34 protein-coding genes are annotated in these 26,426 nt (G+C 57.3%); 18 read left to right on the top strand and 16 right to left on the bottom strand.

Annotated features, from left to right (window positions below):
- Positions 1 to 123: 123 nt before the first annotated feature.
- Genes rpsO through WA922_RS00635 form a run of 3 tightly spaced genes read right to left on the bottom strand, consistent with a single transcriptional unit; the run spans position 124 to position 2,865 of the window.
- Positions 124 to 393 (bottom strand): 30S ribosomal protein S15, encoded by a 270-nt coding sequence (gene rpsO, locus WA922_RS00625; protein WP_424769739.1) that lies wholly within the window; start codon positions 391 to 393, stop codon positions 124 to 126.
- Between the two features lie 4 nt (positions 394 to 397).
- Entirely contained in the window at positions 398 to 1,417 is a 1,020-nt protein-coding gene (gene truB / locus WA922_RS00630) for a tRNA pseudouridine(55) synthase TruB (protein WP_424769740.1), read from the bottom strand.
- 17 nt (positions 1,418 to 1,434) lie between these two features.
- Complete coding sequence (locus WA922_RS00635) at positions 1,435 to 2,865, bottom strand: SLC5 family protein (protein WP_424769741.1); 1,431 nt, start codon at positions 2,863 to 2,865, stop codon at positions 1,435 to 1,437.
- A gap of 130 nt (positions 2,866 to 2,995) precedes the next feature.
- On the opposite strand from WA922_RS00635, the gene WA922_RS00640 reads away from it, so the two are divergent.
- Genes WA922_RS00640 through galK form a run of 4 tightly spaced genes read left to right on the top strand, consistent with a single transcriptional unit; the run spans position 2,996 to position 8,807 of the window.
- Complete coding sequence (locus WA922_RS00640) at positions 2,996 to 5,173, top strand: alpha-galactosidase (RefSeq protein WP_424769742.1); 2,178 nt, start codon at positions 2,996 to 2,998, stop codon at positions 5,171 to 5,173.
- The gene (gene glpD / locus WA922_RS00645) at positions 5,166 to 6,677 is read left to right on the top strand and encodes a glycerol-3-phosphate dehydrogenase (protein WP_424769743.1); all 1,512 of its coding nucleotides are present in this window, start codon (positions 5,166 to 5,168) and stop codon (positions 6,675 to 6,677) included. The genes WA922_RS00640 and glpD overlap by 8 nt, the downstream gene beginning before the upstream one ends.
- The gene (locus tag WA922_RS00650; protein ID WP_424769744.1) at positions 6,674 to 7,753 is read left to right on the top strand and encodes a galactose-1-phosphate uridylyltransferase; all 1,080 of its coding nucleotides are present in this window, start codon (positions 6,674 to 6,676) and stop codon (positions 7,751 to 7,753) included. The genes glpD and WA922_RS00650 overlap by 4 nt, the downstream gene beginning before the upstream one ends.
- Before the next feature lies 1 nt (position 7,754).
- A complete protein-coding gene (gene galK, locus WA922_RS00655; protein ID WP_424769745.1) occupies positions 7,755 to 8,807 on the top strand; it encodes a galactokinase in 1,053 nt (350 codons plus the stop codon).
- Here galK and WA922_RS00660 read toward each other — a convergent pair.
- Complete coding sequence (locus WA922_RS00660; protein WP_424769746.1) at positions 8,804 to 9,382, bottom strand: thymidine kinase; 579 nt, start codon at positions 9,380 to 9,382, stop codon at positions 8,804 to 8,806. The genes galK and WA922_RS00660 overlap by 4 nt on opposite strands.
- Before the next feature lie 75 nt (positions 9,383 to 9,457).
- Between WA922_RS00660 and WA922_RS00665 the strand changes: the two genes are divergently transcribed.
- Both WA922_RS00665 and WA922_RS00670 read left to right on the top strand, forming a co-directional pair.
- The gene (locus WA922_RS00665) at positions 9,458 to 11,056 is read left to right on the top strand and encodes an AbgT family transporter (RefSeq protein WP_424769747.1); all 1,599 of its coding nucleotides are present in this window, start codon (positions 9,458 to 9,460) and stop codon (positions 11,054 to 11,056) included.
- A 3-nt stretch (positions 11,057 to 11,059) separates the two neighbouring features.
- Entirely contained in the window at positions 11,060 to 11,629 is a 570-nt protein-coding gene (locus WA922_RS00670) for a YceI family protein (protein ID WP_424769748.1), read from the top strand.
- A 7-nt stretch (positions 11,630 to 11,636) separates the two neighbouring features.
- Here the strand turns inward: WA922_RS00670 and rbfA are convergent, their stop codons facing one another.
- From rbfA to pspF, 10 genes are all read right to left on the bottom strand, one after another.
- Positions 11,637 to 12,041 (bottom strand): 30S ribosome-binding factor RbfA, encoded by a 405-nt coding sequence (gene rbfA / locus WA922_RS00675; RefSeq protein ID WP_424769749.1) that lies wholly within the window; start codon positions 12,039 to 12,041, stop codon positions 11,637 to 11,639.
- Positions 12,042 to 12,045: 4 nt separating this feature from the next.
- Positions 12,046 to 12,603, bottom strand: a complete 558-nt coding sequence (locus WA922_RS00680) for a DUF1697 domain-containing protein (RefSeq protein ID WP_424769750.1) — start codon at positions 12,601 to 12,603, stop codon at positions 12,046 to 12,048.
- A gap of 1 nt (position 12,604) precedes the next feature.
- Positions 12,605 to 13,009: a PaaI family thioesterase gene (locus WA922_RS00685; protein ID WP_424769751.1), complete on the bottom strand. Its 405-nt coding sequence runs from the start codon at positions 13,007 to 13,009 to the stop codon at positions 12,605 to 12,607.
- Entirely contained in the window at positions 13,006 to 13,221 is a 216-nt protein-coding gene (locus WA922_RS00690) for a hypothetical protein (RefSeq protein WP_424769752.1), read from the bottom strand. The genes WA922_RS00685 and WA922_RS00690 overlap by 4 nt, the downstream gene beginning before the upstream one ends.
- Positions 13,218 to 13,451, bottom strand: a complete 234-nt coding sequence (locus WA922_RS00695; RefSeq protein ID WP_424769753.1) for a hypothetical protein — start codon at positions 13,449 to 13,451, stop codon at positions 13,218 to 13,220. Before WA922_RS00695 ends, WA922_RS00690 begins: the two co-directional genes overlap by 4 nt.
- Positions 13,452 to 13,510: 59 nt before the next feature.
- Positions 13,511 to 16,060 carry a translation initiation factor IF-2 gene (infB, locus tag WA922_RS00700; RefSeq protein WP_424769754.1) on the bottom strand — a complete coding sequence of 850 codons (2,550 nt, stop codon included), beginning with the start codon at positions 16,058 to 16,060 and terminating at the stop codon, positions 13,511 to 13,513.
- A gap of 24 nt (positions 16,061 to 16,084) precedes the next feature.
- Complete coding sequence (locus WA922_RS00705) at positions 16,085 to 16,846, bottom strand: DUF448 domain-containing protein (RefSeq protein WP_424769755.1); 762 nt, start codon at positions 16,844 to 16,846, stop codon at positions 16,085 to 16,087.
- Positions 16,827 to 18,500, bottom strand: a complete 1,674-nt coding sequence (nusA, locus tag WA922_RS00710) for a transcription termination factor NusA (protein WP_424769756.1) — start codon at positions 18,498 to 18,500, stop codon at positions 16,827 to 16,829. The genes WA922_RS00705 and nusA overlap by 20 nt, the downstream gene beginning before the upstream one ends.
- Entirely contained in the window at positions 18,500 to 19,078 is a 579-nt protein-coding gene (gene rimP / locus WA922_RS00715; RefSeq protein WP_424769757.1) for a ribosome maturation protein RimP, read from the bottom strand. The genes nusA and rimP overlap by 1 nt, the downstream gene beginning before the upstream one ends.
- Positions 19,079 to 19,430: 352 nt before the next feature.
- The gene (gene pspF / locus WA922_RS00720; RefSeq protein ID WP_424769758.1) at positions 19,431 to 20,489 is read right to left on the bottom strand and encodes a phage shock protein operon transcriptional activator; all 1,059 of its coding nucleotides are present in this window, start codon (positions 20,487 to 20,489) and stop codon (positions 19,431 to 19,433) included.
- Positions 20,490 to 20,644: 155 nt separating this feature from the next.
- Between pspF and WA922_RS00725 the strand changes: the two genes are divergently transcribed.
- The 12 genes from WA922_RS00725 to WA922_RS00780 all read left to right on the top strand — a co-directional run bounded on the left by WA922_RS00725 (position 20,645) and on the right by WA922_RS00780 (position 25,044).
- A complete protein-coding gene (locus WA922_RS00725) occupies positions 20,645 to 20,797 on the top strand; it encodes a hypothetical protein (protein WP_424769759.1) in 153 nt (50 codons plus the stop codon).
- 65 nt (positions 20,798 to 20,862) lie between these two features.
- Entirely contained in the window at positions 20,863 to 21,714 is an 852-nt protein-coding gene (gene pspA, locus WA922_RS00730; RefSeq protein WP_424769870.1) for a phage shock protein PspA, read from the top strand.
- 4 nt (positions 21,715 to 21,718) lie between these two features.
- A complete protein-coding gene (pspB, locus tag WA922_RS00735) occupies positions 21,719 to 22,018 on the top strand; it encodes an envelope stress response membrane protein PspB (RefSeq protein WP_424769760.1) in 300 nt (99 codons plus the stop codon).
- Positions 22,018 to 22,392, top strand: coding sequence for an envelope stress response membrane protein PspC (pspC, locus tag WA922_RS00740; protein ID WP_424769761.1), 375 nt, complete (start codon positions 22,018 to 22,020; stop codon positions 22,390 to 22,392). Before pspB ends, pspC begins: the two co-directional genes overlap by 1 nt.
- A gap of 24 nt (positions 22,393 to 22,416) precedes the next feature.
- The gene (locus WA922_RS00745; RefSeq protein ID WP_424769762.1) at positions 22,417 to 22,722 is read left to right on the top strand and encodes a hypothetical protein; all 306 of its coding nucleotides are present in this window, start codon (positions 22,417 to 22,419) and stop codon (positions 22,720 to 22,722) included.
- Positions 22,722 to 23,069: a hypothetical protein gene (locus tag WA922_RS00750; protein WP_424769763.1), complete on the top strand. Its 348-nt coding sequence runs from the start codon at positions 22,722 to 22,724 to the stop codon at positions 23,067 to 23,069. The genes WA922_RS00745 and WA922_RS00750 overlap by 1 nt, the downstream gene beginning before the upstream one ends.
- Positions 23,069 to 23,446, top strand: coding sequence for a hypothetical protein (locus WA922_RS00755; RefSeq protein WP_424769764.1), 378 nt, complete (start codon positions 23,069 to 23,071; stop codon positions 23,444 to 23,446). The genes WA922_RS00750 and WA922_RS00755 overlap by 1 nt, the downstream gene beginning before the upstream one ends.
- Entirely contained in the window at positions 23,446 to 23,733 is a 288-nt protein-coding gene (locus WA922_RS00760; protein WP_424769765.1) for a hypothetical protein, read from the top strand. The genes WA922_RS00755 and WA922_RS00760 overlap by 1 nt, the downstream gene beginning before the upstream one ends.
- Positions 23,734 to 23,776: 43 nt before the next feature.
- A complete protein-coding gene (locus WA922_RS00765) occupies positions 23,777 to 24,022 on the top strand; it encodes a hypothetical protein (RefSeq protein ID WP_424769766.1) in 246 nt (81 codons plus the stop codon).
- Positions 24,023 to 24,046: 24 nt separating this feature from the next.
- The gene (locus tag WA922_RS00770) at positions 24,047 to 24,457 is read left to right on the top strand and encodes a SufE family protein (protein ID WP_424769767.1); all 411 of its coding nucleotides are present in this window, start codon (positions 24,047 to 24,049) and stop codon (positions 24,455 to 24,457) included.
- Between the two features lie 3 nt (positions 24,458 to 24,460).
- Complete coding sequence (locus WA922_RS00775) at positions 24,461 to 24,808, top strand: YbaN family protein (protein WP_424769768.1); 348 nt, start codon at positions 24,461 to 24,463, stop codon at positions 24,806 to 24,808.
- 74 nt (positions 24,809 to 24,882) lie between these two features.
- The gene (locus WA922_RS00780; protein ID WP_424769769.1) at positions 24,883 to 25,044 is read left to right on the top strand and encodes a YqaE/Pmp3 family membrane protein; all 162 of its coding nucleotides are present in this window, start codon (positions 24,883 to 24,885) and stop codon (positions 25,042 to 25,044) included.
- Positions 25,045 to 25,115: 71 nt separating this feature from the next.
- Here WA922_RS00780 and WA922_RS00785 read toward each other — a convergent pair whose 3' ends face one another.
- Both WA922_RS00785 and WA922_RS00790 read right to left on the bottom strand, forming a co-directional pair.
- Entirely contained in the window at positions 25,116 to 25,616 is a 501-nt protein-coding gene (locus tag WA922_RS00785; protein WP_424769770.1) for a sterol desaturase family protein, read from the bottom strand.
- Entirely contained in the window at positions 25,613 to 26,374 is a 762-nt protein-coding gene (locus WA922_RS00790; protein ID WP_424769771.1) for a fatty acid desaturase, read from the bottom strand. Before WA922_RS00790 ends, WA922_RS00785 begins: the two co-directional genes overlap by 4 nt.
- Between the last annotated feature and the right edge of the window lie 52 nt (positions 26,375 to 26,426).

Genomic DNA, 26,426 nt, shown 5'->3' on the forward strand with positions numbered 1-26,426 from the left:
TCCGGGAGTTCCGGCCCGGGCCGGTGCGGAGCCTCTCTGGCTCCTGAGGCTCTGCCACCGGATTGCAGCAGTTGCCTGATAGAAGAAGGGCGGCCAGTTTCCCCGGCCGCCCTGTGCAAAATCTTATTTACGCAGACCCAGCTTCTGGATCAGTGCATTATACCGGGCCACGTCAATTTTCTTGAGGTAGGCCAGCAGGCTGCGGCGCTTATTGACCATCATCAGCAAACCGCGGCGCGAATGGTTATCTTTGTGGTTGGCTTTGAAGTGGTCGGTCAGGTTGCGAATACGCTCTGTCAGGATGGCAACTTGCACTTCGGGCGAACCTGTATCGCCTTCGGCTGTTGCGTATTCTTTGATGATTTCTTGCTTGCGATCTGCAGCTACAGTCATGGTGTTACTCCGCGACATCGGATAGATTGAAACCCCTGACGACTCTGGCCGTACCGCTTTCGAGCTCCAGCAATGCCACCGGTACATCCCGGTGGAATCCGCAATAGAGCCCGTCTGCTTGGGGCTGCCCAGTGAGAAGCCGCCCTTGGCGGACGGCCACTGCCTGATCGGACGAGAGGGTTAGGGCCGGGATGCCGTCCAGCCCCGCCTCCAAAGGCAGAATTACTTTCTCAAGTGGCGCGCCCTTACCAATTTCGTTCAGTTTGTCTAGCGAAATCGCCTGTTTTTCGGTGAACGGCCCCGCCTTTATCCGGCGCAGAAAGGTGACATGGCCGACCGTACCAAGAGCGCGGGCGATATCGCGGGCCAAACTGCGGATATAGGTGCCCTTGCTGACATGCGCGGTCAGCGTGATCGCATCGGCGAGTTCGAGCGGTTCATAACCGATTTCAGGATCTGGCCGCGTGGCCGTGGTCGCAAATGTGGAATAGAGCGCGCCCGCATCGCCGCCGATCCCGCAGGTAAGCGAGTAGACCGTCACCCGCCGCGTCTTCAGCTCCACGTCCTCGCCCGCGCGCGCCAAGTCATAAGCGCGTTTGCCGTCCACTTTAAGCGCGGAATAGGCTGGCGGCACTTGCTCGATTGCGCCCGTAAAATGCTCCAGTATCGCAGCGACAGCCGCCATTGGCGGGCGCCGGGCGCTGGTTTTGGTGACTGCACCCTCTGCATCCAGAGTGCTGGTCTCTTCGCCGAACTGGACCGTAAACTCATAGGTCTTACTGGCATCGAGCATCCGCCCGGCCAGCTTGGTCGCTTCACCCAGCGCAATCGGCAAGACGCCTTCCGCCAGCGGATCGAGCGTGCCGCCATGCCCGATTTTGGGCATATCTTTCTTGCTCGGGGCATGGCCGCCCTCGCGCAAGTTGCGCTTTACCGCCGCGACCGCCTGCGTCGATCCCAGCCCGCGCGGCTTGTCCAGAATGATCCAGCCATTTGGCGCAGGTCTTTCGTGCTGGTCAGTCATTCAAGCGCGATAGCGTTTCACCGGCCAAGCTGGAAGCGCGCAGTCTGCCCGAAGATCACTTTATTGCTCGCCAATGCCGTCATGATCGACAGCGCCAGCGTCATCGCCATACCGTGGATGTAATGAAACGGCTGCCATACCATGCTGAAATAGGCATAGAAGGCGACACCCGCGACCACCCCAATCATTGCCGCACCGGCTTTCACATCACGGAACAGCAGACACACGATGAAAGCGGAGAGGATCGGCATGGACAGCAGACCGTAGAGCTCCTGCACTGTATTGATAAGGCTTTCCTGACTGGAGAAAAACGGCACCAGCACCAATGCCAGCACTGACATCGCAATCGACACCGCGCCGCTTAGCAACGGCACCGATTTTGGCTTGCCCACATAGGCCTCGTGAATGTCGCAAACATATAGCGCAGCAGACGCATTGAGAATCGAATTGAAGGTGGTCAGCACCGCCGCGGCAATCGCCGCTGCAAATGCCCCCGAGAGCCATATGGGCAGCACATCCGCCACTAACCGGCCATAGGCAGGGTCGCCTATATCGCCATATAATTTATACGATACGATGCCCGGGATCACCACAATCGCAGGGACAATCAGCAACCGGATACCGGCCGCCGCCAGCACGCCCTTTTGCGCCTCCTTGATAGTCGGTGCGGCCATCGCCCGCTGGGTGATCGTCTGGTTGGTGGACCAGTAGAATGTCTGGATGAAGATCATCCCTGTCAGCAGCGTTTGCCACGGGATCGGGCTGTCATCATCGCCGATCAGCGTCAGCCGCTCTGCCGGAATGCCCGACAGATCAAAATCTATCGCTGACAGCGCAAGATACACGACCAGCAATGCCAGCCCGAGGATCAGCACGCCCGAATAGGTGTCAGAAACAGCAACCGCCCTCAGCCCGCCAAAAATCGCATAGGCTGCACCGACTGATGCCAGCACAACCGACGCGAACATCAGATTGGACAGGCTGGTATCAATACCCGTCATAGACAGCAAAAACAGCGATCCGCCATAGAGGATTGCGGGCAGAAAGATGAACAGATTGCCGAACAGGAACAGCACCGAAATCAGCGCCCGAATATGCTTGTCGCCATATTTCTTCTGCAGCAGCTCGGTCGTGGTGGTGCAATTATTGGCGTAGTAAACCGGCAAAAACACGAAAGTCAGGATCAGCAAACCGAAAACGGCGGCAAATTCCCACCACGCCAGCAGCGCCATCTGGTTGCCATTCATCCCGATCAGCTGATCGGTGGACAGGTTTGTCAGCGTAATTGAACCGGCAACGAAATACCAGGTCAGCCCGCCATTGGCGAGGAAGTAGTCCTTCTCGCTCGCGGCCCCGCTTTTGCCCTTGCCCCGGCAATGGAGGTAGGTGGCAAGGGCGATCATTGCCGTAATCGCCAGAAATACGCCGATCTGAAGCGGAGTGTTCATCGAAGGTCCCTCTCCCGAATACGGGGCATGTCCGGTCTGCGCCAGGTTTCAGCACGCTGCCTAGCCCGCTTTATGTCCAATACCAATCGTTTCTGTTTGCGCGCACCGCGTGATCTGCCACAGATGCTGCGTGGCTGAGTATTCCATTCTTCGCGGCGCGGGTACGCTGATCGTTCTGAGGATCACCGGGGGTTTGCGCCCTGCAATGCTGTATGCCGGGCCGGATATACCCGGGGCGCAGCCGGAGGAACTGGCACTGCTGCAAACAGCCCAGCATATTCCGGGAGGGCCGCAGCACCCCATCCAGCCTTCGCTGCTCAATCCGCTGGGTTCAGGCTGGCCCGGAACGCCGGGTTTGATGGCGCATCGCTCCGGCCAGGATTGGGCAATCGATCTGCGGGTCAACAAGCTTGTACAGATATCGGGTTACGAGATTGATCTGCATTGCGCCGATGCAAACGCCCATATCGCTGCCGTTCATCACTTTGCGCTGTGCCAGTCCACGGGCGTCTTGAGCTGCTCGGTAAGTCTGTCGAACACCGCCGATAGTCCGGTAGAGCTGATGAACTGCGCCGCGATTTGTCTGCCGGTTGATACGCGCCTGACAACGCTGCGCACGTTTGGCGGGAAATGGGCGGATGAATTCGGAACCGAAGATATCGAACGGTTTCGCGGATCCTATGTGCGCGAAAACCGTGCGGGGCGAACCAGCCATGCCAATTTTCCCGGTCTGTATATGGGCAGCGATAACACCCGTGAAGAGCACGGCCTTGCGGCGGCATTTCACCTTGGTTGGTCAGGCAATAGCCAGATCAGGCTCGACACGGGGCAGGACGGATCGGTCCTGTTCCAGGCGGGTGAATTGCTTCTGCCAGGTGAGGTTTTGCTGACAGGAACATATCGCACCCCCACCTTACACATTTGCTGGTCAGATCATGGATATGGCGATGTGACGCGCCGGCTGCAAAGCCACCTGCGGCAGAATATCCTGCCACAACGCGCCGCCAATACGCCCCGCCCGGTACATTACAACACGTGGGAAGCGGTGTATTTTGACCATTCGGAGAGCCGCTTGATTGATCTGGCCGAAAAAGCGGCTGCGGTCGGCGCAGAACGTTTTGTGCTCGATGATGGGTGGTTCGGCGGGCGGCGCAGCGATGCGGCGGGCCTCGGCGATTGGTTTGTCGCAGCTGATATTTACCCAAGTGGACTGCATCCGATCGCAAACCGTGTGCGCGAATTGGGTATGGAGTTTGGCCTGTGGCTTGAACCTGAAATGGTCAATCCCGACAGCGATCTGTTCCGCGCGCATCCCGATTGGGTTTTGGGTGTGGAGGGTGTGGAGCACATTGCATCACGGCATCAATTGCCGCTCGATCTGACGAAACAGGACGTTACGGACTACCTGTTTGAGAGCCTGAGCGCGCTACTTCGCGAATATGCCGTCGATTACATCAAATGGGATATGAACCGCGATATTGAACACGCTGCGAGCTGCGGCCATGCCGTCATGCACCAGCAGACCCTCGCACTCTATGCGTTGATCGACCGGCTCCGCGCTGCGCACCCCGATATCGAGATTGAAAGCTGCGCGTCCGGCGGCGGGCGGGCTGATTATGCAATCCTGGGCCGTACAGACCGGATTTGGACATCGGATAATAATGATGCGCGCCGCCGCCACCGGATTATGCGCGGGGCTAGCCATTTCTTCCCGCTAAGTATTCTAGGCAATCACGTCGGGCCCAAAACTTGCCATATTACAGGCCGCATGTTCGCGATGCATTTCCGCGCGGCTTCGGCAATTTTTGGGCATATGGGTATCGAACTCGATCTGGCTGATGAAACGCTGGAAGATCGCGCGATACTTGCCGCAGCGATCGCTCTGCATAAACGGCACCGCGCACTGATCCATGATGGTGCGCATTACCGGATCGAGACCGAGCCTTTCCTGTCTGCACAGAGCTGTGTCGCGTCTGGCCAGAACGAATCGCTCACCGGCTGTGCGGTGCTGGATGTATGCCCGGAGAGCCGCCCGCCGCGCTTGCGTTTTGCGGGGCTTGATGCCGATATGCGGTACCGCACCCGCTTGGTCTGGCCGCTGCATAATCCGTCGCTATCGCACCCCTCAATTATAGATGCTGCAGACTTGACTGGCCCTGATTTGACTGGCCCTGATTTAATTGGCCCTAACTTGACTGGGGGCGGCTTTGTAGCCAGCGGTGCGGCGCTTATGGAACATGGTATTCAGCTTCCTCTGACGCATCCCGATACGTGTATGATTTTCCATAGCGAGGCGGCGCATGACTGACGCCGGGACATATGATCTGCTGATCATTGGCGGCGGGATTAACGGCGCAGGGATTGCCCGCGATGCAGCTGGCCGAGGAGCGCGCGTCTTGCTGTGCGAAAAAGACGATCTGGCCAGCCATACATCCTCTGCCAGTACCAAACTGGTGCATGGCGGGCTGCGCTACCTAGAACATTATGAATTCCGGCTGGTCCGTGAAAGTCTGATCGAGCGGGAGCGGCTATTGGGTATGGCACCGCATATTATCTGGCCGCTGCGCTTTGTCCTGCCGCATGACAGGGGTCTGCGCCCGGCATGGCTGCTGCGGCTGGGGCTGTTCATGTATGATTATATAGGCGGGCGCAAAATTCTGCCGCCGACCAAAACAGTTGATCTGCGCGCTGCGCCGCATCGTGACGTGCTAAAGACGCGCCTCGTCAAAGGTTTTGAATATTCAGATTGCTGGGTTGAGGATTCGCGATTGGTCGTCCTCAACGCGATTGATGCACGCACGCGCGGGGCAGATATTCGCACGCGTACCGAATGCACCGGCCTGCGCCGCGAGGGCGATGTGTGGCATGCCGAGCTGCGCCACATGAACGGCAGCACTGAACGGGTGGCCGCGCGCGCTGTGGTTAATGCAGCCGGTCCGTGGGTCGATGCCGTGTTGGGCACAGCGAGGCCCGGTGATGCGCATGAAAATCTGCGGCTCGTCAAAGGAAGCCATCTGGTGTTCCCCAAACTCTATGACGGGGATCATTGCTATATTTTCCAAAACAAGGACGACCGGATCGTTTTTGCGATACCGTATGAGGGCCAATTCACTCTGGTCGGCACGACCGATCAGGCGTTTCAAGGTAACCCGAACGGGATTGATATTTCGGCGGAAGAATCCGCTTATATCTGCGCTGCCATCAATGAATATCTGGCCAGCGATGTAACGCCCGAAGACGCGGTGTGGAGCTATGCCGGGGTACGCCCGCTTTATGATGACCAGTCGGCGGATAATTCCACCGTCACACGCGATTATGTGTTTGCGCTCGACGCCCCCGAAGGCGCCGCACCGATCCTGTCGATCTTCGGCGGCAAGATCACCACCTACCGCAAACTGGCCGAACATGCGCTGCACAAGCTATCGAAATTGGGCGTGGTCTCTGAAACAGCCTGGACCGGCGGAGCCGCTCTGCCCGGCGGAGATATTACCGGCAGTTTCGAAACATTCCTGGGCGGTATGCAACAAAACTACGCATGGTGCCCAGCTGAAACAATGCGCCGCTGGTGCCGCGCCTATGGCTCGCTGACGCCTTCGCTGATTGGTGAGGCGGATAGCTGGGCCGCAATGGGGCAAGATTTTGGTGCGGGTCTGACCGAGCGTGAAGTGCGTTTCCTGATCGATCTAGAATTTGCCAGTAACACGGACGATATTCTGTGGCGGCGAAGCAAGCTGGGTCTGCATATGACAGAGGGACAGCGCGCGGCTCTGGACGGCTGGTTGACCTGTGAACATGTGGCGGCCTCTGCATGACTGACCACACCGAATTGCTTGATACGCCGGTATCCGGCGCAGTCCATAAACGCAGCTTTGCCAAAGCCGATGGGCGAATGCTCTACCTCTATGGCCGCACGCCGCATGCGCTGCCGCCGCAAGCGCAGGATACAGATGATATTGCCACTGGCGGCGAATTGCGCTTCCATCCATTGCGCGGAGAATGGAACATCTACGCTGCACACCGGCAAGACCGCACATTCAAGCCAGCCGCAGCCGATGATCCGCTGGCACCGACAAAGCCCGGCAGACCCAATACTGAAATCCCATTTGCGGATTTCGAACTCGCCATATTTGAGAACAAATTTTCCGGGCTCCATCCGCAAGCGCCGCAGCCCAAAGTGCTTGACGGGGTCGATAGCATGGCGGCCATTGGTGCATGCGACGTGATTGTCTATACACCCGGTGCGGCCGGCAGCATGCACACTATCGGTCAGGATCGGCGCGAAGTTTTGATCGCTGCGTGGATAGACCGATATGCCGCTCTGTTTCATCAGGGCTGCGACTATGTGCTACCGTTTGAAAATCGCGGCGATGAAGTTGGTGCGACGTTGCATCACCCGCATGGACAGATCTATGGCTTCGGCACAGTTCCGCAGGTTCAGAAAACGGCGATTGATGCTTTTGCACGCGGCTATGATCTGGCCGCAGAGATTGCCGCAGCGATGCCTGATTATGGCCTGGCTGAAGCCGGCAATATCGCGGCATGGTGTCCGCGCTTTGCCCGCTTTCCGTATGAAGTGTGGATCGCCCCGCAGCAGCGCCGCGCCGGTCCCTGGGAATTGAGTGCACAGGAAATTAGCGGTTTTGCAACTTTGCTGGGCGGCGTCACTCGGCGGTATGATGCGTTTTTCGGGCGCGCCACGCCATATATGTTTGCGCTGCATTCCGCCCCGCGCACGGGCGGCGCACATTACCATTTCAGCGCGCAATTCTATCCACTGCTGCGCGCGCGCGACCGGGTCAAATATCTCGCATCAGTAGAACAGCATACGGGTGTGTTTACCGTTGATGTGATGCCCGAGAGCGCCGCTGAAACGCTGCGAGCAGTGTAGGATGAGCATCACCATAACCGCCCCGGGACGCGTCAATTTGATTGGTGAGCACACCGATTACAATGGCGGCTGGGTATTGCCCGCCGCATTGGCCGTAAGCCTGAGCGTGACGCTTGCGCCGCGATCCGGCGATCAGATTAGCGTTACTGCAGACGTCTTTGGTGGCCAGGTGCGGCGCAGGCTGAATGATGCCGCAGCAGGGCATTGGTCAGACCCAGCGGTGGGCGCACTGCGTGAAGCCAATACTCTGGGGCTGCTGACCGGCGGCGCTGATTTGAGTATCACCTCCACTATACCTGCCGGATCGGGCCTGTCCTCCTCCGCCGCTCTGATCGTCGCCATCTTGAAAGCCGCGCGAGGAATAGCCGGATCGGACATATCAGACACCGCGATCGCGGTGGCTGCGCGGCGGGTCGAGAACGACTATATCGGCGTCCCGTGCGGTATCATGGACCAGATGGCGGTCGCGGTGGCGGCACCGGGCGAGGCAATGGCGCTCGACACTGCGACGCTTGACTACCGTGTCGTCTCCCTGCCCCGCTCGCACAGCATGGCGGTGATCCATAGCGGCCACACGCGGCAGCTGACCGATGGTCGCTATGCCGCGCGCAAGGAAGAATGCGATGCGGCCAAAGCGGTGTTTGCGACAAACGATCTATGCCAGCTGATCCCCGAAGAGATCGAAGCGTTGGTGCGGATCGATCCGGTATTAAAACGCCGTACCCGCCACTGTGCCACCGAGCATCGGCGCGTTCTGGCCGCTGTCGAGGCGCTAGAAGCGGGGCATATTGACGGTTTCGGCCAACTAATGATCGGCAGCCATGCCTCGATGCGCGATGACTTTGACATCACAATCCCGCCAATTGATGCCCTTGTGTCTGATGCTGTGCAATTCGGCGCAGCAGGAGCACGGATGACTGGCGGCGGTTTTGGCGGCTGTATTGTTGCCTGTGTGGAATGCGGTATCCGCGAAGAGTGGCAAGCACAGCTTTTGGCCGCCCATCCCCGAGCGCGCTTTATTGATGCGGTTGATGCCCGCATTGCCCCATCCTAGTCACTGAGCGCGGCAGTAAAATGTTTGCGGCATAGGGCCACATAGCGGTCATTACCGCCAATTTCTGTCTGCGCGCCGGCTTTCACGGCTGCCCCGTTTGCATCGACCCGCAAATTCATGCTCGCTTTGCGTCCGCAATGGCACACTGCCTTCAGTTCGACGAGCGAATCGGCAATACCCAGCAAGGCGGCGGATCCGGGAAAAAGCTCGCCCTGAAAATCTGTACGTAGCCCGTAACACAAAACCGGAATACCCGCTTCATCGGCCAATCGCGCGCATTGCCAGACCTGTTCCTTGGTCAGAAATTGCGCTTCATCCACCATCACGCAATCAACCGGTGTTTCCGCGTGCGCGCCGGTTACCGCCTGCCACAGATCGGTATCATGGCCATAGCGCCCGGCATCCGCGCTCAATCCGATCCGGCTTTCAATGGCTTTGCGCTGGGAACGATCATCCAGCCGGGCTGTCCATAATACCGTGTTCATACCGCGTTCGCGATAATTGAAATCCGCCTGAAGCAATGTGGTGGACTTGCCCGCATTCATCGACGCATAGTAGAAGTAGAGTTTAGCCATACAGCCTGTTTAACCGCAATTTTTATGGCAGCGAAAGATCTGCGACCAAAAGCCAGAAGATTAAAGGATGTGCGAATGACCGAAACCGCCACGGCAGAACCGGCACCGAGGGGCATATTGGGGTGGATCGAACGGACCGGCAACAGATTGCCCGATCCGGTGTTTCTGTTTTTCGGACTGATCCTGTTTCTGATGGCAATCTCTGTCATTGCCAGCATGGCTGGACTGTCCGCCGCGCATCCGGTGGAGATTGACGATGCGACCGGCGAGGCCCGAATCCTCGCGGCGCAAAGTCTGTTTTCGGCAGAGAATATTCAGCGGCTCTGGGTAGAAATGCCCAAGACATTCACGCATTTCCATCCGCTCGGATATGTTCTTGTCGTGATGCTGGGTGCAGGCGTGGCAGAGCGGGCGGGCCTGTTCGGCAGCGCGATGCGCGCCGGCGTCGCCAATGCGCCAAAATTGCTTTTAACCCCGTTGGTCGTGCTGGTTGGGATGCTGGGCAATCTGGCGGCGGATGCTGCCTATGTTGTCCTGATCCCGCTTGCAGGGATTATCTTCCACGCTGCGGGCCGCCATCCGATTGCAGGTATTGCAGCGGCTTTCGCAGGCGTATCGGGCGGTTTTTCCGCCAATCTCTTCCCTGGCCAGCTCGACGCATTGCTGTTTGGTATTACCGAAGCGGCGGTTGGGACTGTGTTTGGTGATTACACGCCCAATATTGCCGGAAACTGGTTCTTCATAGTCGCGATGACTTTCATCTTCCTGCCGGTGATCTGGTATATAACCGACCGCATTATCGAACCGCGTTTGGGCATATTTAATCCGGCTAAGGCGGTATCGGCTGCCGCTGATGACAGCGCACAAGGGGCCTTGTCGGCTGACGAGCGAAAGGGTCTGCGCTGGGCTGGTCTGGCGATGCTGGCCGTGATTGCGCTGTGGCTGTTTTTCACCTTCGGCCCCGGTACGCCGCTGATCGATGAAGGCGCCGCCCCAGAAGCACGGCTAAATCCATTCTACCAAAGCCTTGTCGGCGGATTTCTGGTGCTGTTTCTGTTCGCCGGATGGGCATATGGCAAGGCAGCGGGCACCATTGGCGATCACCGTGATATGGTCAAAATGATGAGCGAGAGCATGGCCGATCTCGCCTATTATCTCGTCCTCGCCTTCGCTGCTGCGCATTTTGTGGCAATGTTTGCATGGTCCAACCTTGGTCTGATCCTCGCCGTCCACGGGGCGGATGTCTTGCAAACCTCCGGCCTTCCGGCATGGGCATTGCTCGCGGGTATCATCCTGTTTACTGGCCTGCTCAATCTGTTCGTCGGATCAGCCAGTGCGAAATGGGCACTGCTTGCACCGGTCTTGGTCCCGATGTTGATGCTGATGGGTATCTCGCCCGAGATGGCGACCGCTGCCTACCGTGTGGGTGACGGGGCGACCAACATCATCACGCCGCTGATGGTCTATTTTCCGCTGATCCTGATATTCTGCCAGCGATGGCAAAAGGATTTTGGTCTGGGCAGTCTGGCTGCGACGATGCTGCCTTATTCCATCGGATTGATGGCAGCGGGTCTTGCTATGGCGATTGGCTGGGTCGTGCTTGATCTGCCGCTCGGCCCCGGGGCCAGCGTATTTATCGATATCCCGTCAGCAGCAATTACCACAGCGGGATAGATCATGCGCTTAGCTCCCCATCTCGCAGCGCCGCTGGCTTTGTTGCTGCTCACTGCCGCCACCATGCCGCTGCGCTATGTCGTGGATTCTGCGGGCAGCCATGTCTCCGCCAAAGTCGGCTTTTTCGGGATCGGCAGCAAAACGGCGCGCTTCCCCGAGGTATCAGGGACAGCCCAGATCGCACCCGGCCGGCTCGACACTCTGGCGCTGGACGTGACGATAAATGCCCGCGCACTCACTGCGCCCGACACACTTACACTCGGCCGGCTGAAGGGCGAAAAATTCTTCTGGGTGGAGAAATATCCGACTGTGCGCTTTACCGGCAATACATTGCAAATGTCCGGTAGCCGCTCGGGTACCGTCGCGGGCAGACTGACCGCGCGCGGCGTGACCCAGCCGGTTACTTTGGCAGTGACTTTCGATACGCCGCCCAGTGAAGCAAAAACCGGCCAACCCATGACCATCACGGGCACCACCACCATCAACCGCCGTGATTTTGGAATGAAATCCTACTCGCTGATTGTGGGCAAGAATGTGGATATCACTCTGAAAGCCAAAATGGTCCCGCGCTGAAAGGGGGTCAGGCTTCAGCCTCATCATCCAGATCGCGGACCACTTTGGGATCATTGAGCAGCTGCTCAATCCGGCTTGCTTCGTCAAAACTCTCATCGGGTTTGAATTTCAGCTTAGGTGCAAATTTCAGGCCCAGCCGTTTGGCAACCTCGCGCTGGAAGAATGCGGTGTTGGTCCGCAACGCCTTGATCACCACCTCTTCCTCTTCCCCCAAGAGAGGTTTTACATAAGCAGTTGCATTACGCAGATCGGGGGTCATGCGCACTTCGGTGACGCTGACTGTGGTCGCGCGAAGAACGTCATCATGCGCTTCCGCGCGCGCGAGCAATTCGGACAGGATATGCCGCACCCTTTCGCCCACTCTCAAAACGCGAACCGATTGCTGTTCCCGGGTTGAATGTTGTTTAGCCATCTGCCTATTCCAACTTGTCCAGTTTGCACGCGATGCGTTTGAGGGTGCGCATATTGCGGGCTGTGCCGCGCAAATCCAGCCGCCGTTCGATAAAATCAGCGGTTAGTTTACTCCGCCCGACACCGTCGACATAATCAATATGCAGCGCGCGGGTGCCAACGGCGATACGTTCATCGCCGCGCCCCGCATGATCGAGCAGTAGAGCTTTCATTTGGTGTTCCCCGGGCTCGCCTGACAGAAAATGCGTATGAACGAAGTTTTCTTCGCCAGCGTTCTCCTTGCCCGGACCGAACGGATTCTCCGCAATAATCGCATGAACCTCCGCGCAGCTGCGGACGGCGATAAAACTGTCAATGTCGAACTCTTGATTGACGATCCACGCCATCTTCTCAGCGAGGCCTTCGGACGGGCATTCAGGATGGGTGAACAGCACGTTGCCGCTCGCCACCACCGTTTCGACATCATCGAAATCTTCATAGCGCAGGACACGGCGCAAATCTTCCATCATGAGCCGGTTGCCGCCGACATTGATGCTCCCCAGAAATGCGGCGAAACGCGGCATCTTACAATTCCGGATTTTCAGTAGGGATGCAGGTGGAGGTTGCCCGCGCGAGTAATTTCTCATCCGCATCGAACAGTTCCGCCTCCAGAAACAGCACGCGGCGACCAGCCTTCACTACCCGCCCTTTGGCCGTCAGCGGACCTTGCAATACCGGCTTCAACAGCGAAAAATTCACATCCAGCATCAGCGGTGAATGCGTGCCTTTGGTGGAATAGGTATAGGCCCAGCCCATCGCTTCATCGAGAAACCCGGCGACCAGCCCGCCCTGCACACTGCCGCGCGGCGTAATAAAACTACTGGGCGCAGAAAAACCCATTGTGATAGTCTGCGTATCCTCGTCATAAGAGCGGAATTCCGCCCCCATCAGAGTGGCATGCGGCCATGCCTTGGGCGCGAAATTATTCATGCTTCAGCTCCGGGAATTGCGGTCGGCATCGCGGTACTGGTCGCCCGCGCGAGCAAATGATCCCGCTGCGCTGCCCCGCGAGGCGAGGCAAAGTTCGGCGACGGAGGATAGCGAACGGTGGCTGTTTCGGTATTGGCATCAAACAACACAAACTCCGATCCCATCAATTCTGCTGACGGGGACAGGCGTTTGGTAGAGTTTGGTGCTGTCATTCGGTTTCAAAGCCGATGGATTTCCGAGCGCCTTCCCGCTTAGCAGTAAACAGCCTGATTGAAACTTGGTCGGGAGCATAGACAAGTTCCTCAAATCGCTCATCATCAGCATCGCCAATAATGCTAATAAGAGGCCCAACGCGCTGCATCCTTTGAAGAAAGAACTCCGATGAGTTAGGCCCGCAGCCAGAAACTGCGATTACTTCGCCATCTTCGAGATTTTTCTCCATCTCCCGAATGAGCTTCCTTAGTGCATCGTATGTCTCTTTGGCTGGGTCGCGATATTCCATCAAAGAACCCGCTCACGCTCCTCAATCTCGAAGACTTCCAGACTGTCGCCCGGTTTCACATCGTTCGTGTCTTCCAGAACCGCTCCGCATTCGAGGCCGGTGCGGACTTCATCCACATCGTCCTTGAAGCGGCGCAGGCTGGCGATGGTGGTCGCCGAAACGATGACATCGTCGCGGGTAAGACGCGCAAACAATCCTTTGCGAATGACGCCTTCGGTGACCATGAGGCCCGCCGCTTTGTCTTTCTTGCCCGATTTGAAGACTTCCTTCACTTCGGCGCGGCCGACCACGTGTTCGATCTTCTCTGGACCCAGCTCGCCGGCCATCTCCTTGCCGATCTCGTCAGTCAGATGATAAATCACATCGAAATATTTCATTTCGACGCCGTCCCGCTTGACCAGCTCGCGCGCTTTCGGGTTGGGGCGGACATTAAAACCGATAATGGGCGCTTTTGATGCGGCCGCCAGCGTTACATCGCTTTCGGTAATTGCACCCACACCGGCATGCAGCACGCGGACCTTGATGAGATCATTGCCCAGATTATGCAGCGCAGTAGTAATCGCTTCGACACTGCCCTGCACGTCGGCTTTCACCAGCACAGGAAATTCGACCAGGTCGCTCTGCATGTTGGAGAACATGGTATCGAAATTGGTCGGGGCCAGCGCAGTCCGCTTGGCCGTTGCCCGTTCCTGGCGATATTGTGCCACTTCGCGTGCACGCGATTCATTCTCCACAACGGTCAGCTGTTCACCCGCGCCCGGCACCCCGCCAAGACCCAGGACCTCGACCGGCATGGACGGGCCAGCTTCTTTAATCTGCTTACCCTGATCGTTGACAATTGCGCGGACTTTACCGCTTTCGGTGCCCACAACAAACGTATCGCCGCGTTTCAGAGTACCGCGTGTAATCAGCACCGTCGCAACCGGACCGCGCCCCTTATCAAGCTGGGCTTCGATAACGGTCGCTTCTGCCGCGCGGTCGGGCCGTGCTTTCAGTTCGAGCAATTCCGCCTGGAGCGCGATCTTTTCGAGCAGATCATCAAGTCCGGTCCCTTTGGTGGCAGAGACTTCGACATCCTGTACCTCGCCTGACATCGCTTCCACAATCACTTCATGTTCGAGCAGGCGTTCGCGGACTTTCTGGGCGTTCCCTTCCGGCTTGTCGATCTTGTTGATAGCCACAATCATCGGGACGCCAGCTGCCTTGGTGTGCTTAATCGCTTCGATGGTTTGCGGCATAATACCGTCATCAGCAGCAACAACCAGCACCACAATATCGGTTACATTGGCGCCGCGCTGGCGCATTTCGGTAAATGCGGCGTGCCCCGGCGTGTCAAGGAAAGTGATTTTGGCCTTATCCTTGGTCGTGATCTGGTATGATCCGATATGCTGGGTGATGCCGCCCGCTTCACCCTTGGTCACATTGGTACCGCGCAGAGCATCCAGCAGGCTGGTCTTACCATGATCGACGTGACCCATGATGGTCACCACCGGCGGACGCGGCTTTTTCGTGTCTTCCGCATCATCATCTTCGAGCGGCTTGATATCGACATCATCTTCGGAGACGCGCTTGATGGTGTGGCCAAATTCTTCGACCAGCAATTCGGCAGTGTCCTGATCAATCGTCTGATTAACCGTGACCATCATGCCCATATTAAAGAGCGCCTTGACCAGATCGGCGCCTTTTTCAGCCATTCGCTGGGCGAGTTCCTGGACCGTTATGGCTTCGGGCACAATCACATCGCGCACTTGCTTCTCGCGCGGTTTAGACGAGCCGCCCCCGCCTTGCTCGCGCCGCTCTTTTTCGCGTGCACGCTTTAGCGCGGCAAGGCTGCGGGCACGGCGGCCCTCATCCTCGTTTAAGGCCTTGGTAACGCTAAGCTTGCCCGAACGGCGCTTATCCGCGCCGCCACCGCCCTTGGCCGGGCGTTCCTCTTTTTTCTTGGCCGGACGCTTGATTTCCGGGCGCGCAACCGGCGTGAATTTACGCGCAGCCGGGGCTGCGGATGCGGTAGTACTGGCATCCGCTGCGGGCGCCTCAGCCGCAGCCTGAGCGGCCGCGCCATCTGTCTGTTTGGCTTGCGCCGCGTCCGCTTCGGCCTGTTTCCGGGCCGCCGCTTCTGCGTCCGCGTCAGCCTTGCGGTTGTCATCCGCGCGCTTTTTCTCTTCCTCCGCAGCCTTGAGTTTCTGTTCTTCTTCACGGCGGCGAGAATCTTCACCCATCTGCAGACGTGCTTCTTCGGCCTCGCGCTGCAGCCGCGCAACGCGTTCCTGCGGCGTTTCATCCACCGCAGATGGCTTTTGGGGCGTATCCTGCCTGGCGACAGGCGCAGGCGCCGGTTTGGGGACCGGTGCCGGCTCCGGAGCAGGCGCAGGAGTGGCTGCCGGCTCTTCGCCCGGTTTGACGAGCTTCCGGCGACGCTTCACCTCGACCGCGACCTTGTTGGTCCGCCCGTGGCTGAAAGTCTGTTTGACTTCACCGCCATCGACCGGACGCTTCAGGCCAAGCGGCTTGCGTGTGCGTGTCGGTTTCTTTTCTTCGTCAGCCATATAGCTCGTCTCAATCCTTAAAATTCAATTCGTCGTTTCAGTGTCATCATGCTGCGCAGCGATGGGCTGCGTGGCAGTATCATGTATGGCGTCATCTGCCTGTAGGAAATGCAACAAGCGCGACAGGACCGATTGGACCCGCTCGGCTGATGCATCATCGGCCAGCGCCATATGAACAACATTACTGCGGCCCAATGCCACAGACAATGCCATGCGGTCCAGTGGCAAGGTGATACCGCGATTGCCCGATCCTTCGGCTTCTGCGCCAACACGCCACGCCTGATCCAGTTTTTTCCGGCCATCGTCGCGCGCATCGCTGGCGTGCAGCAGCAACGCCACACGGCCCGATCGTGACTGTTCCGCGATCCGGTCCGATCCCAATATAAGCTTTCCCGCGCGCATTTCGAGGCCGAGCCGGTCTGACAATACGCGGATCAGCGCGTTTTGGATCAGATCGGGCAAATTATGGGGCACAGTTAACGGCGCGCCTTTGAACGCCCGCGCCAGAGCGCCGCGCAATTTTCCCTTTGCCAGAGCCGTTTCCAGCGCAGTCCGGTCTGCGCCCAGCCATGCACCGCGCCCCGGAGCCTTTGCCAGCGGATCTGGCAGCACCAGACCATCAGACGAAATAGCCAGCCGGATCAACGCGTCAGCGGGCTGCGCTTCGCCAGACAGAATGCATTTGCGCACCGGACAGGAACTTTGCCGGGCGGAAGCGCCCTGCCCCCGTCCGGAATGTGTTTCAGAGGTATCGGACGCTACGCGCTCATTGTGTGGAGTCCGCATCAGCGGCCTCCTGTGGGTCAGGTTCTGCAGAGGAAGGTGCCGGGGCGGCTTCTTCCTCATCCTCGAACCAGTGCGCGCGGGCGGCCATGATGATCTCGTTGCCCTGTTCTTCGCTCAGACCGAAATCACCCAGCACGCCGCCTTTATCTTCAGCGCGTTTCGGCTGAACATCAGCGCGCATACGCGGACCGTCTGTGTTCTGGCGGCGCTTGGGCGCTTCGCGTTTTTTGGCGATCAGTTCATCCGTCGCCAGATCAGCCAAATCATCAAGTGTCTTGATGCCGGCCTTACCCAGAACAACCAGCATCACTTCGGTCAAATGCGGCATTTCGGCCAGCGCATCCTCGACACCAAGCTCACGGCGTTCGCCGCGCGCTACATCTTCGTGACGCTCCAGAGCTTCAACCGCGCGGCTTTGCAGCTCTTCGGCCAGATCTTCGTCGAATCCTTCGATTGCGCCAAGCTCTGCTAGCTCGACATAGGCAACCTCTTCCAGTTCAGCGAAACCTTCGGCAACCAGCAGCTGCGACAGGGTTTCATCCACGTCGAGCTCTTCTTCAAACATTTTGGACCGTTCGGCGAATTCCTTCTGGCGTTTTTCGGAGGCTTCTTCCTCGGTCATAATGTCAATCTGGTGACCGGTCAGCTGACTGGCGAGACGGACATTCTGGCCGCGGCGGCCGATGGCGAGCGACAATTGATCGTCAGGCACCACCACTTCGATGCGCCCCTCATCCTCGTCCAGAACCACACGCGCGACCGTGGCTGGCTGGAGGCCGTTGACCACGAATGTGGCGGTATCTTCGGACCAGGGAATGATGTCGATCTTCTCGCCCTGCAATTCCTGCACGACGGCCTGAACACGGCTTCCCTTCATCCCCACACAGGCACCGACGGGGTCGATGGAGCTGTCATGGCTGATCACGCCGATTTTGGCGCGCGAACCCGGATCACGGGCAGCGGCCTTGATCTCGATAATGCCGTCGTAAATCTCGGGTACTTCCTGGGCGAACAGCTTGCGCATAAAGTCAGGGTGTGCGCGGCTGAGGAAAATTTGCGGACCGCGATTGTTACGCTCGACCTTGGTGATAATCGCGCGAATACGCTCTCCCACACGGGCGGCTTCGCGCGGAATTTGCTGGTCGCGGCGGATAACGCCTTCGGCGCGGCCAAGATTCACGATTACATGGCCGAACTCGACCGATTTGATCACTCCGGTAATCACTTCATCGGTGCGGTCCTTGAATTCTTCATACTGGCGCTCACGCTCTGCATCGCGAACTTTTTGGAAAATCACCTGCTTCGCGGACTGCGCATCGATCCGGCCCAGATCAACCGGCGGCAGCGGATCGACGATAAAGTCGCCCAGCTTGGCATCATCTTCCAGTTTTTGCGCAGCCTTCAGATCGACCTGCTTGAAATAATCTTCAACTTCCTCGACCACTTCCACGACCCGCCACAGGCGTAGATCGCCGGTTTGCGGATCCAGCTTGGCGCGAATGTCATTTTCTGCGCCGTAGCGGTTGCGCGCACTTTTCTGGATTGCCTCTTCCATCGCCTCGATAACAATCGACTTGTCGATCATCTTTTCAGAAGCAACAGCGGTCGCAATCGCGAGCAGCTCTGCCTTATTTGCGGAAATTGCAGTGGCCATTAGTCGTCAGCCTTCTCTTCATCGTTATAGTCTGAATCTTCAATAATGTCTTCTGCGCCGGATGTGTCGATCGGCCGCGTGGCCGCTATCAGCGCATCGGTCAGTATCAGCTTGGCCGAGTGGATGCTTGCCAGCGGAACATCCAGCCGTCCGGCACTCTTATCCTCTATCGCAACCACATCGCCGTCTATGCCAATCAGCAGGCCGCGTAAATTGCGATGCCCGTCACGCTTTTCAGCCAGAGCAATTTTCGCTTCGTGCCCGGCCCATGCGGCAAAGTCTTTCGCGCGGGTCAGCGGGCGGTCGATCCCTGGCGAGCTGACTTCAAGGTGATACGCGCCTTCAATCAGCACATCGCCAGCCTCCTCCAGCGCATCAATTTTTTCCGATACAGCACGCGATAAGGCGGCGCATTGATCGATAACCAACTGCCCGGTTGCCGGATCTTCCGCCATAATCTGCAAAGCCCGGTCGCCATCTCCGGCTTCAGAGGCAAGCATTTTCACACGCACAAGATCAAAGCCGAGCGCCTCAGCCTCGGGTTCGATGATCTTGGTAAGGCGTGTCAAGTCGGCCATCAAAACTCCGGTAAGAAGTGTATTGTGACACCGTAACCGATAATGAAGTACCGTGCCGGCCCCGTCCGGCGCCAGCCCTCCATTATTATCACGATGTCGGGATTGACCGCCAATTAGGCTGCCGGGCCCGTGATTGCAAGGACTATCGTAAAGGCAGCGGCGCAGGCTGGCGGACAATTTGGCTGGCGCGGTCTGAAAAGCACCGTTCAAGACACCATTCCATGCCCGCGAACATTACTCTGCCCCAATACTCAGTGGGGCCCGATACTCTTTCCGGCCAGATAATCGGGCGGCCATTGGCATGCCGTGCGGGCATGACCGTGTCCAAGCAAAGCCTGTCGCCTTAACGGCGTTACTCGGCCTCTTCCAACAGGCCGTGCTTTTTGATGCAGTGCCGCAATTGGTCGTAACTAAGCCCCAACGCTTTGGCCGTCTGGCGCTGGTTCCAACGGTGCTTGCCCAGCGCATGTTCAACAATCCGTTTTTCATGATCGTCGACCGCCGACCGCAAATCATCGACCTGGTCCAAAATGGCCGTTGCGCCAGCGGCCGTCGCAGGGTCGCCCGATCCGGCTGAGCCTGGCGGGCGCGGCGGTGATCCAGCTGATGGCTGCGACCGCGCTTCACCCAGCGGCTTCCACGGGCTTTCAAATGGATCAAATTGCACGTGCCCTATCGGCGCGCTGCAGTCATCCCACCGGTACACCGCACGCTCCACCACATTGCGCAGTTCGCGGACATTGCCTGGCCAGGAATGCGTATCCAATTGCGCGCGCACGTGATCGGCAAAGCCAGGCCACCCCTCCCACCGCAGTTCAGCCGCCATCCGCCGTCCGAAATAATCTGCCAATACATCAATGTCGCCATCGCGCACTCTGAGCGGCGGCAGAGTAATCACTTCAAAACTCAACCTGTCGAGCAAGTCGGCGCGAAATGCACCCTCGCCCGCTAGCCGTGGCAAATCTTCATTGGTTGCCGCAACAATCCGTACATCGACTGTGATCGGCCGCGAAGACCCGATCCGCGTCACCTCGCCATATTCCACCGCGCGCAGCAGCCGTTCTTGCGCCGCCATCGACAAAGTGCCCAATTCGTCGAGAAATAAGGTGCCTTTGTCGGCTTCTTCAAACCTTCCCGTGCGCGCTTTGGTAGCGCCGGTGAACGCGCCAGCCTCGTGCCCAAACAATTCCGCCTCTATCAAAGTTTCAGGGAGAGCAGCACAATTCATCGTAACCAGAGGCTCGCCCCAGCGTTCGGACAGGCGGTGAAGCCGTTCGGCGATCAACTCCTTACCGGTTCCGCGCTCGCCAATCACCAGAACCGGACGGCGCATGGGCGCGGCCTTGCTCGCCCGTTCGACCGAGTCGAGAAAGGCACCGGACTGGCCGATAAATTGATTGTCGCGCTCCATTACGCCAACCTATAGTAAATTTTACCGAATGTTGGCAATAGACGCCAACCGCAAAAATGAAATATTCGATTAAACTGCTGTTTCTATTATGTTTATCCAATCTGGCATAGCGTTTGCTAATATGGAGGTAATATCACTTGGAAGGAAATTACATCATGTTCGACCGCCGCTTTTTCACCAGCAAGCTGGGCCAGGCCTCTCTCGTCAGCGTTGCTGCGATGTGTGCGTTCGTCGCCCTGAGCACGCAGATGCAAGTGGCGCCGGCCTATGCGGCGACCGTGCATGCCGGAACTGTTTTGATCGCATGAACACACCATCGGACAATGATCCGTTAAGACCGGAAAAGGACGCTTCGGCGAAACCCCGGCAAGACGTGGCGTCCCGGTTTGAATCGGAAGTCGAACGTATCAGGACGACGCCTACACCGACTCAAGCCAGCCCCCGCGCGCGCACAGATAAAACGCATCCAGATCTTGGACATTCTACCTTCCGCCAGGATTGGAAAGATACTTTTTTTAATAACGGAGCACCCTTGATGGGAATTTTCAGCCGTACCCGCGATATCATCGCCGCCAATTTTAACGATATGCTGGACAATGCCGATGATCCGGCAAAAATGATCCGCATGATCATCCTCGAGATGGAGGAGACGCTGGTGGAAGTGCGTGCGAGTGCCGCCCGCACGATTGCGGACCAGAAGGAAATGCACCGCCACACGGTCAAGCTGGACAGGCTGCAAGCTGATTGGGGCGAGAAAGCCCAATTGGCGCTGAGCAAGGACCGCGAAGATCTGGCGCGTGCCGCTTTGGTAGAGAAGAAGAAGGCCGCTGACATGGCCGAGCAACTCACCGCCGAAATCACCGTGCTCGACGATGCGCTGCGAGCCTATGAGAAAGATATTGAAAAGCTGCAAAACCGCCTTCGCGAAGCGCGCAGCCGCCAGACCGCCATCGCCGCCCGCCTCGAGAGCGCCGAAAATCGCGTGAAGCTGCGGACTTTGATGAGCACCGAGCGGACCGATGAAGCCCTGTCACGGTTTGATCAACTCGACCGCCGCGTCGATTATGCAGAAGGCCGCGCCGAGGCGATGTCACTGTCGGACGGTAGCCAAAAACCGTCGCTATCGGACGAGATCGCTGCGCTGGAAGGTGCCGATAAAGTCGATGCCGAATTGGAAGCCATGAAAGCCGCGCTCGGCAAGAGTAGCGCAGAGAAGAAGGACTGATCACGTGTTCCCAAGCGAAATCATAATCGTTCCCATACTTTTCATCGGTCTTCCTTGGTTGATTATGCACTACATCACCAAATGGAAGACAGCGGGCACGATCACCAATGATGACGAGCAATTGCTGGATGAATTATATCATCTGGCCAAGCGTCTGGATGAACGGATGGATACTGTCGAACGGCTCGTCGCCAACGATCACGCCGATTTTCAACCGGCCCGCATCCTGCACGATCAGGAACAGGACAATCAAAAGCTACGCGAGCTTGACCGATTGCTCGCCGAGAAAAAGGGAGCCCAATAATGACCAGCGAACGGACAACTTTGTACAGAGACAAAGCCAATGCGAAACTCATGGGGGTCTGTTCGGGCATTGCAGACTACACGGGTGTCAATGCACTCTGGGTTCGTCTTTGCGCATTGTTTCTCATCCCGCTGACCGGGTTTGTCATACCCGCCTATTTCATCGCCGGATTGTTGCTGAACAAGAAACCGGCTCACCTGTATGTCGAGCCCGAAGAGCAAAAATACTGGCAGCGCGTTCGCCAGAGCCCGACCCGCACTGCGCGCGAAATTCGCAGCCAGATGCGCGATGTTGATCGCCGCTTGGCCGATGTTGAAACCTATTATGTGTCCAGCAATCCGCGTCTCAATGCAGAGATTGAACGGCTACGCTAAGAACGAATATCGAGGGGAATACTCATGGACTTAGGCATCCTTATACCGCTTGCGCCCTTTATCATGGTGCTGGGGATCATCTGGTTGGTCAATAACCGGAAACTCGAAGAAAAGCGCATTTCTGCAACGGCCGAAGCAAGCAGCGAGAAAGCAGCCCAATATGCCAGCCAGGTAACACTGTTGGAAGACCGCGTTGCTGTGCTTGAGCGCATTGTGACCGATCGCGGATACGATGTTGCGACCCAGATTGAGGCACTCCGCGACCAGCGCGAAGTGGAAATGCGTGACAGCGGTACTCCGCTCAATATCGGGCAAAAGGAAAAAGCATAATGGATTGGGGCGGACCGGGATTTGTCATCCTGATCATCGCGCTGAGCATGGGCGGATGGCTGATCAACAACTGGATCAGAGCCAGACATGGATATGATCTGGAAGATGAATGGGGCGGCAAAACCAAGCCGCGCGAAACGGGCGAGATCAAGCAGTTGAAAGCAGACAATGCCGAACTTGTCCAATTGCTGAAAGACCAAGGCGAACGGATGGAAACGCTGGAGCGGATCGTGACCGATAAGAGTTACCGCCTGAACGAAGAGATTGAGGCGCTGCGCGGCCTGCCGTCACCAAGAACGGCAGAAAATGGTGTACCGCTGAACATGAGCAAGAAGGAAACCATCTGATGGACCCTGCAATTATATTCCCCCATCTTCCGTGGATAATCGGGGCCGCACTCGGTATTGGGGCTATCTCGACATTCGGGTGGATTCACACAACGAAGCTGAAAATCAAGCACGGCTATCCCCTCGAAGGGATGTGGGGCCAATCCTTGAAACCCAGCACTGATGGCCAAACCGCACAGCGCGTCACTCTGCTGACGCAAGAAAACGCGGAGCTTCGTGCACAATTGGGGTCGGTCAAAGACCGGCTCGCCAATGTCGAAAAAATCGTCACCGACAGCAGCTATTCCGTAAGCAATGAAATTGAACGGCTTCGCGATGAGCGCGGCACCGAAAACGGCGATGCGCTGACACAGCGCCGGAAGGGAGCCCACGCATAATGCATCCGCTGACCATCATTTTCGGCTTCATATTAATTATCGTCGCACTCGCTCTTGGTTACGCGGCCTTGGCCCACAAACGGCAACTTGCCTATAAGGAGCGCAAGGATGCTCTTGACCGTGATGCCGCCAAAAAACTGGACGGCGACAGTGACGCGCAGCGCGAAGTTATGGAGCTGCGCGAGCGGATCAAAGTTCTGGAGCGTATCGCGACCGATGCCAATTCCAGCGAAAGCTTGGAGATCAAAGCCATTTCCGCAGAAATCGAGAAATTGCGCGATAGGTAAGCGGCCAGAGCGACCGGACTATAGCCGCAGGAGGGCGTGTGACATGACTGAACAGATCATTATTTCTAGTGCCACCATTGTCGGGATGACTATCATTGCCTTGATCGCTCTTCGCGGTTGGCAAGGGTGGCTGGCCCTGAAAGAGCATGAGCTGGACCGCACCCGAATTGCGCAGGTGGATACCGCGATGCAGGATAGTTCAGCCCCAGGCACAGCCCGGATCGAAATTGCCGATCTGAAAGAGCGCATTAGAAAATTGGAAGCCATCGCCAGCGGGGTGGATTTGTAAGCGATAGCGCCTACATGCAAGTCCATGCGCACGCTTGATGATATCCGCGAAGAATATGAATTTCTGGAAGGCGACGAGCGGTACCGGCTGCTGATTGAGCTTGGCCGGGAACTTGATGCCATGCCCGGCGCGCTCAAAACTGACGCAACATTGGTGCGCGGTTGCTCTGCCAGCGTCTGGGTCTATCCCACCGAACAGAGCGGCACTTTGCATTTTCTGGCAGATAGCAATGCTGCGATCACCAAAGGCATCGTCGCCCTGGTCATTGCCGCTGTCCAGGACCGGCAGGCTGCGGATATCGCAAAGATGAACGTGCCCGCCGCGCTGGAGCCGTTTGATTTGAAAAATCAGCTGAGTTCCAACCGGACGCAGGGTATCCCCAATATGATTGCATTGGTGCAGGAACACGCCGCGCGCATCGCAGCAGCGGACTAGCCCTTGCGGCCGGTCTATCTTGCGATCGGCATCCTTGCGGCGATCTGCGGTGCCATCGGCGCTGTCTTGCCCCTGGTTCCAACGGTTCCCTTTCTGATACTGGCAGCGTTTTGTTTTGCAAAAAGCAATCCTGCTTGGGAGCAGAAGCTGCTCGACCATCCGCACTGGGGGCCGCAATTGCGCGATTGGCGCGACCGGCGGGCCGTCTCGCGCAAATCGAAATTCATGGCAGTGGGTGCGATGGGCCTGGGCGCTATATTTACCTATTTTACACTCGGCTTGCCGTGGGCTTATGGCTCGGTCGCCATCCTCGTGACTTGCGGCGCATGGATCATCACACGTAACGAGTAGCCAAGCTTTATTGGAACAACGCCGCCGATACCCCGTTGGCGTGCTGAACAAAGATTAAATTTGGGGAATTCAATATGATGGCTATAATTATCTTAATCGCAACAGTTCTGCTTCCGCCGCTGGGCGTGGCCTTGAAGCACGGCATCAGCCGCGACTTTGTGATCAATCTTATTCTGACGATTATCCTGTTCGTACCGGGGCTGATTCACGGCATATATGTAAATTACCTTCGGTAGTCACGAGCTGAAAACATGCAAACGCCGCCGCCACATCGTTGGTTGGCGGCGTTTGCATGGATGCCACATGGCTAAGTTCCAGCGCTGTCTCTGACGACCGCAATACCTGCGTCACGCTGTGCTTTCAGCTCGGCTTTTAATTTTGCCGGGTCACGCGCGAATACAAAGCCAAAGCTTACCCCGCCTTCGCGTCCAACAGTCGCATGGTGCAGCTTATGCGCTTGCACCAACCGCTTGGCATAGCCACGCTTTGGTACATACTTCCAAAATCTTTGATGCACCAGCCCATCATGCACCAGCGTGTAGATGAGGCCGTAGACGGTAATTCCGAATGCGGTCCACCATAGTGCATCGGACAGGTAAAAGCCGATCAGGAACATGAAAAATACGGCTGTGCCAAAGACGACTGCAAACATGTCGTTCTTCTCCAGCATATTGTCATGCGGTTCGTGATGATCGCGGTGCCAGCCCCAGCCCCAGCCATGCATGATATATTTATGCGCCCACCATGCAAACAGCTCCATCCCGATTACCGAAGCAGTGATAATTCCGATGATTGCCAGCGCGCTCACGCCAGATCTCCTTTCTGCAAAATATTCTGCCGGATTTTTGGCAGACCCCACCACGGCGTGCTGGGATGGCAATGATGTTCATGATGATAACCGAAATGAAAACAGCTGGCGAGGCTGGCAAGCGTGCCAAAACTTTCGCTGCGCGCATTATGCCGGTCGGCGAATGCAGAGCCGTTGTGATGATGCGGACGAAATGTTCCGAAATAAAATAGCTGCACCGACGATGCGATGGCTGGGAGGCCGTAAAGCACTATGATCTTGGCCAGCGGCACATCAAACACCAGCCAATAAACGTTCACGACCGTGCCGATGAACAGCACCGATCCCAGCCCGAAATACCGTTTTAGAAAGGTAAAATACCACGGCCAAAATGCCGTAGGGTCATTCTCGTCAAAATCAGGATCGCCCGCTTTGCCCGCCAGCTTGTGATGATCAAAATGGGCATCGCGCATCTTGCGCCAGGAAAACCCCGCATAGAGAAACAGCAGGCTTGCCCCGATGGCGGAATTGATCCGACGCGCGCCGGGCACCAGCGAACCATGCATCGCATCATGGCTGATAATGAACAACCCGACCGACAGCCAGCATTGCAACACCGCCATCAACACAGCCGAAGGTAGAGTGGTCCACGTAAGATCAAACACGAACATCGTATAGATATGCACGGACAGCCACGCCGCAAAGATTGCGCCAGCCAGCGCGAGCCCGGTCATCGCCTGTCTAAAGCGCGAATTGGAGGAGGGAATATCGAACTGCATCAATAAAACTATAGACCAGATCGGTGAGTCCGCAATGCCAACCCGCGCAATG

The organism is Pontixanthobacter sp. (assembly GCF_049682855.1).
Taxonomy (GTDB): Bacteria; Pseudomonadota; Alphaproteobacteria; order Sphingomonadales; family Sphingomonadaceae; genus Pontixanthobacter.

What these genes read in the sequence shown, in the direction of transcription:
- rpsO (WP_424769739.1), bottom strand. Translation starts at nt 393, where the DNA reads ATGACTGTAGCTGCAGATCGCAAGCAAGAAATCATCAAAGAATACGCA.
- truB (WP_424769740.1), bottom strand. Translation starts at nt 1,417, where the DNA reads ATGACTGACCAGCACGAAAGACCTGCGCCAAATGGCTGGATCATTCTG.
- WA922_RS00635 (WP_424769741.1), bottom strand. Translation starts at nt 2,865, where the DNA reads ATGAACACTCCGCTTCAGATCGGCGTATTTCTGGCGATTACGGCAATG.
- glpD (WP_424769743.1), top strand. Translation starts at nt 5,166, where the DNA reads ATGACTGACGCCGGGACATATGATCTGCTGATCATTGGCGGCGGGATT.
- WA922_RS00650 (WP_424769744.1), top strand. Translation starts at nt 6,674, where the DNA reads ATGACTGACCACACCGAATTGCTTGATACGCCGGTATCCGGCGCAGTC.
- galK (WP_424769745.1), top strand. Translation starts at nt 7,755, where the DNA reads ATGAGCATCACCATAACCGCCCCGGGACGCGTCAATTTGATTGGTGAG.
- WA922_RS00660 (WP_424769746.1), bottom strand. Translation starts at nt 9,382, where the DNA reads ATGGCTAAACTCTACTTCTACTATGCGTCGATGAATGCGGGCAAGTCC.
- WA922_RS00665 (WP_424769747.1), top strand. Translation starts at nt 9,458, where the DNA reads ATGACCGAAACCGCCACGGCAGAACCGGCACCGAGGGGCATATTGGGG.
- WA922_RS00670 (WP_424769748.1), top strand. Translation starts at nt 11,060, where the DNA reads ATGCGCTTAGCTCCCCATCTCGCAGCGCCGCTGGCTTTGTTGCTGCTC.
- rbfA (WP_424769749.1), bottom strand. Translation starts at nt 12,041, where the DNA reads ATGGCTAAACAACATTCAACCCGGGAACAGCAATCGGTTCGCGTTTTG.
- WA922_RS00680 (WP_424769750.1), bottom strand. Translation starts at nt 12,603, where the DNA reads ATGCCGCGTTTCGCCGCATTTCTGGGGAGCATCAATGTCGGCGGCAAC.
- WA922_RS00685 (WP_424769751.1), bottom strand. Translation starts at nt 13,009, where the DNA reads ATGAATAATTTCGCGCCCAAGGCATGGCCGCATGCCACTCTGATGGGG.
- WA922_RS00690 (WP_424769752.1), bottom strand. Translation starts at nt 13,221, where the DNA reads ATGACAGCACCAAACTCTACCAAACGCCTGTCCCCGTCAGCAGAATTG.
- WA922_RS00695 (WP_424769753.1), bottom strand. Translation starts at nt 13,451, where the DNA reads ATGGAGAAAAATCTCGAAGATGGCGAAGTAATCGCAGTTTCTGGCTGC.
- infB (WP_424769754.1), bottom strand. Translation starts at nt 16,060, where the DNA reads ATGGCTGACGAAGAAAAGAAACCGACACGCACACGCAAGCCGCTTGGC.
- WA922_RS00705 (WP_424769755.1), bottom strand. Translation starts at nt 16,846, where the DNA reads ATGCGGACTCCACACAATGAGCGCGTAGCGTCCGATACCTCTGAAACA.
- nusA (WP_424769756.1), bottom strand. Translation starts at nt 18,500, where the DNA reads ATGGCCACTGCAATTTCCGCAAATAAGGCAGAGCTGCTCGCGATTGCG.
- rimP (WP_424769757.1), bottom strand. Translation starts at nt 19,078, where the DNA reads ATGGCCGACTTGACACGCCTTACCAAGATCATCGAACCCGAGGCTGAG.
- pspF (WP_424769758.1), bottom strand. Translation starts at nt 20,489, where the DNA reads ATGGAGCGCGACAATCAATTTATCGGCCAGTCCGGTGCCTTTCTCGAC.
- WA922_RS00725 (WP_424769759.1), top strand. Translation starts at nt 20,645, where the DNA reads ATGTTCGACCGCCGCTTTTTCACCAGCAAGCTGGGCCAGGCCTCTCTC.
- pspC (WP_424769761.1), top strand. Translation starts at nt 22,018, where the DNA reads ATGACCAGCGAACGGACAACTTTGTACAGAGACAAAGCCAATGCGAAA.
- WA922_RS00745 (WP_424769762.1), top strand. Translation starts at nt 22,417, where the DNA reads ATGGACTTAGGCATCCTTATACCGCTTGCGCCCTTTATCATGGTGCTG.
- WA922_RS00750 (WP_424769763.1), top strand. Translation starts at nt 22,722, where the DNA reads ATGGATTGGGGCGGACCGGGATTTGTCATCCTGATCATCGCGCTGAGC.
- WA922_RS00755 (WP_424769764.1), top strand. Translation starts at nt 23,069, where the DNA reads ATGGACCCTGCAATTATATTCCCCCATCTTCCGTGGATAATCGGGGCC.
- WA922_RS00760 (WP_424769765.1), top strand. Translation starts at nt 23,446, where the DNA reads ATGCATCCGCTGACCATCATTTTCGGCTTCATATTAATTATCGTCGCA.
- WA922_RS00765 (WP_424769766.1), top strand. Translation starts at nt 23,777, where the DNA reads ATGACTGAACAGATCATTATTTCTAGTGCCACCATTGTCGGGATGACT.
- WA922_RS00770 (WP_424769767.1), top strand. Translation starts at nt 24,047, where the DNA reads ATGCGCACGCTTGATGATATCCGCGAAGAATATGAATTTCTGGAAGGC.
- WA922_RS00780 (WP_424769769.1), top strand. Translation starts at nt 24,883, where the DNA reads ATGATGGCTATAATTATCTTAATCGCAACAGTTCTGCTTCCGCCGCTG.
- WA922_RS00790 (WP_424769771.1), bottom strand. Translation starts at nt 26,374, where the DNA reads ATGCAGTTCGATATTCCCTCCTCCAATTCGCGCTTTAGACAGGCGATG.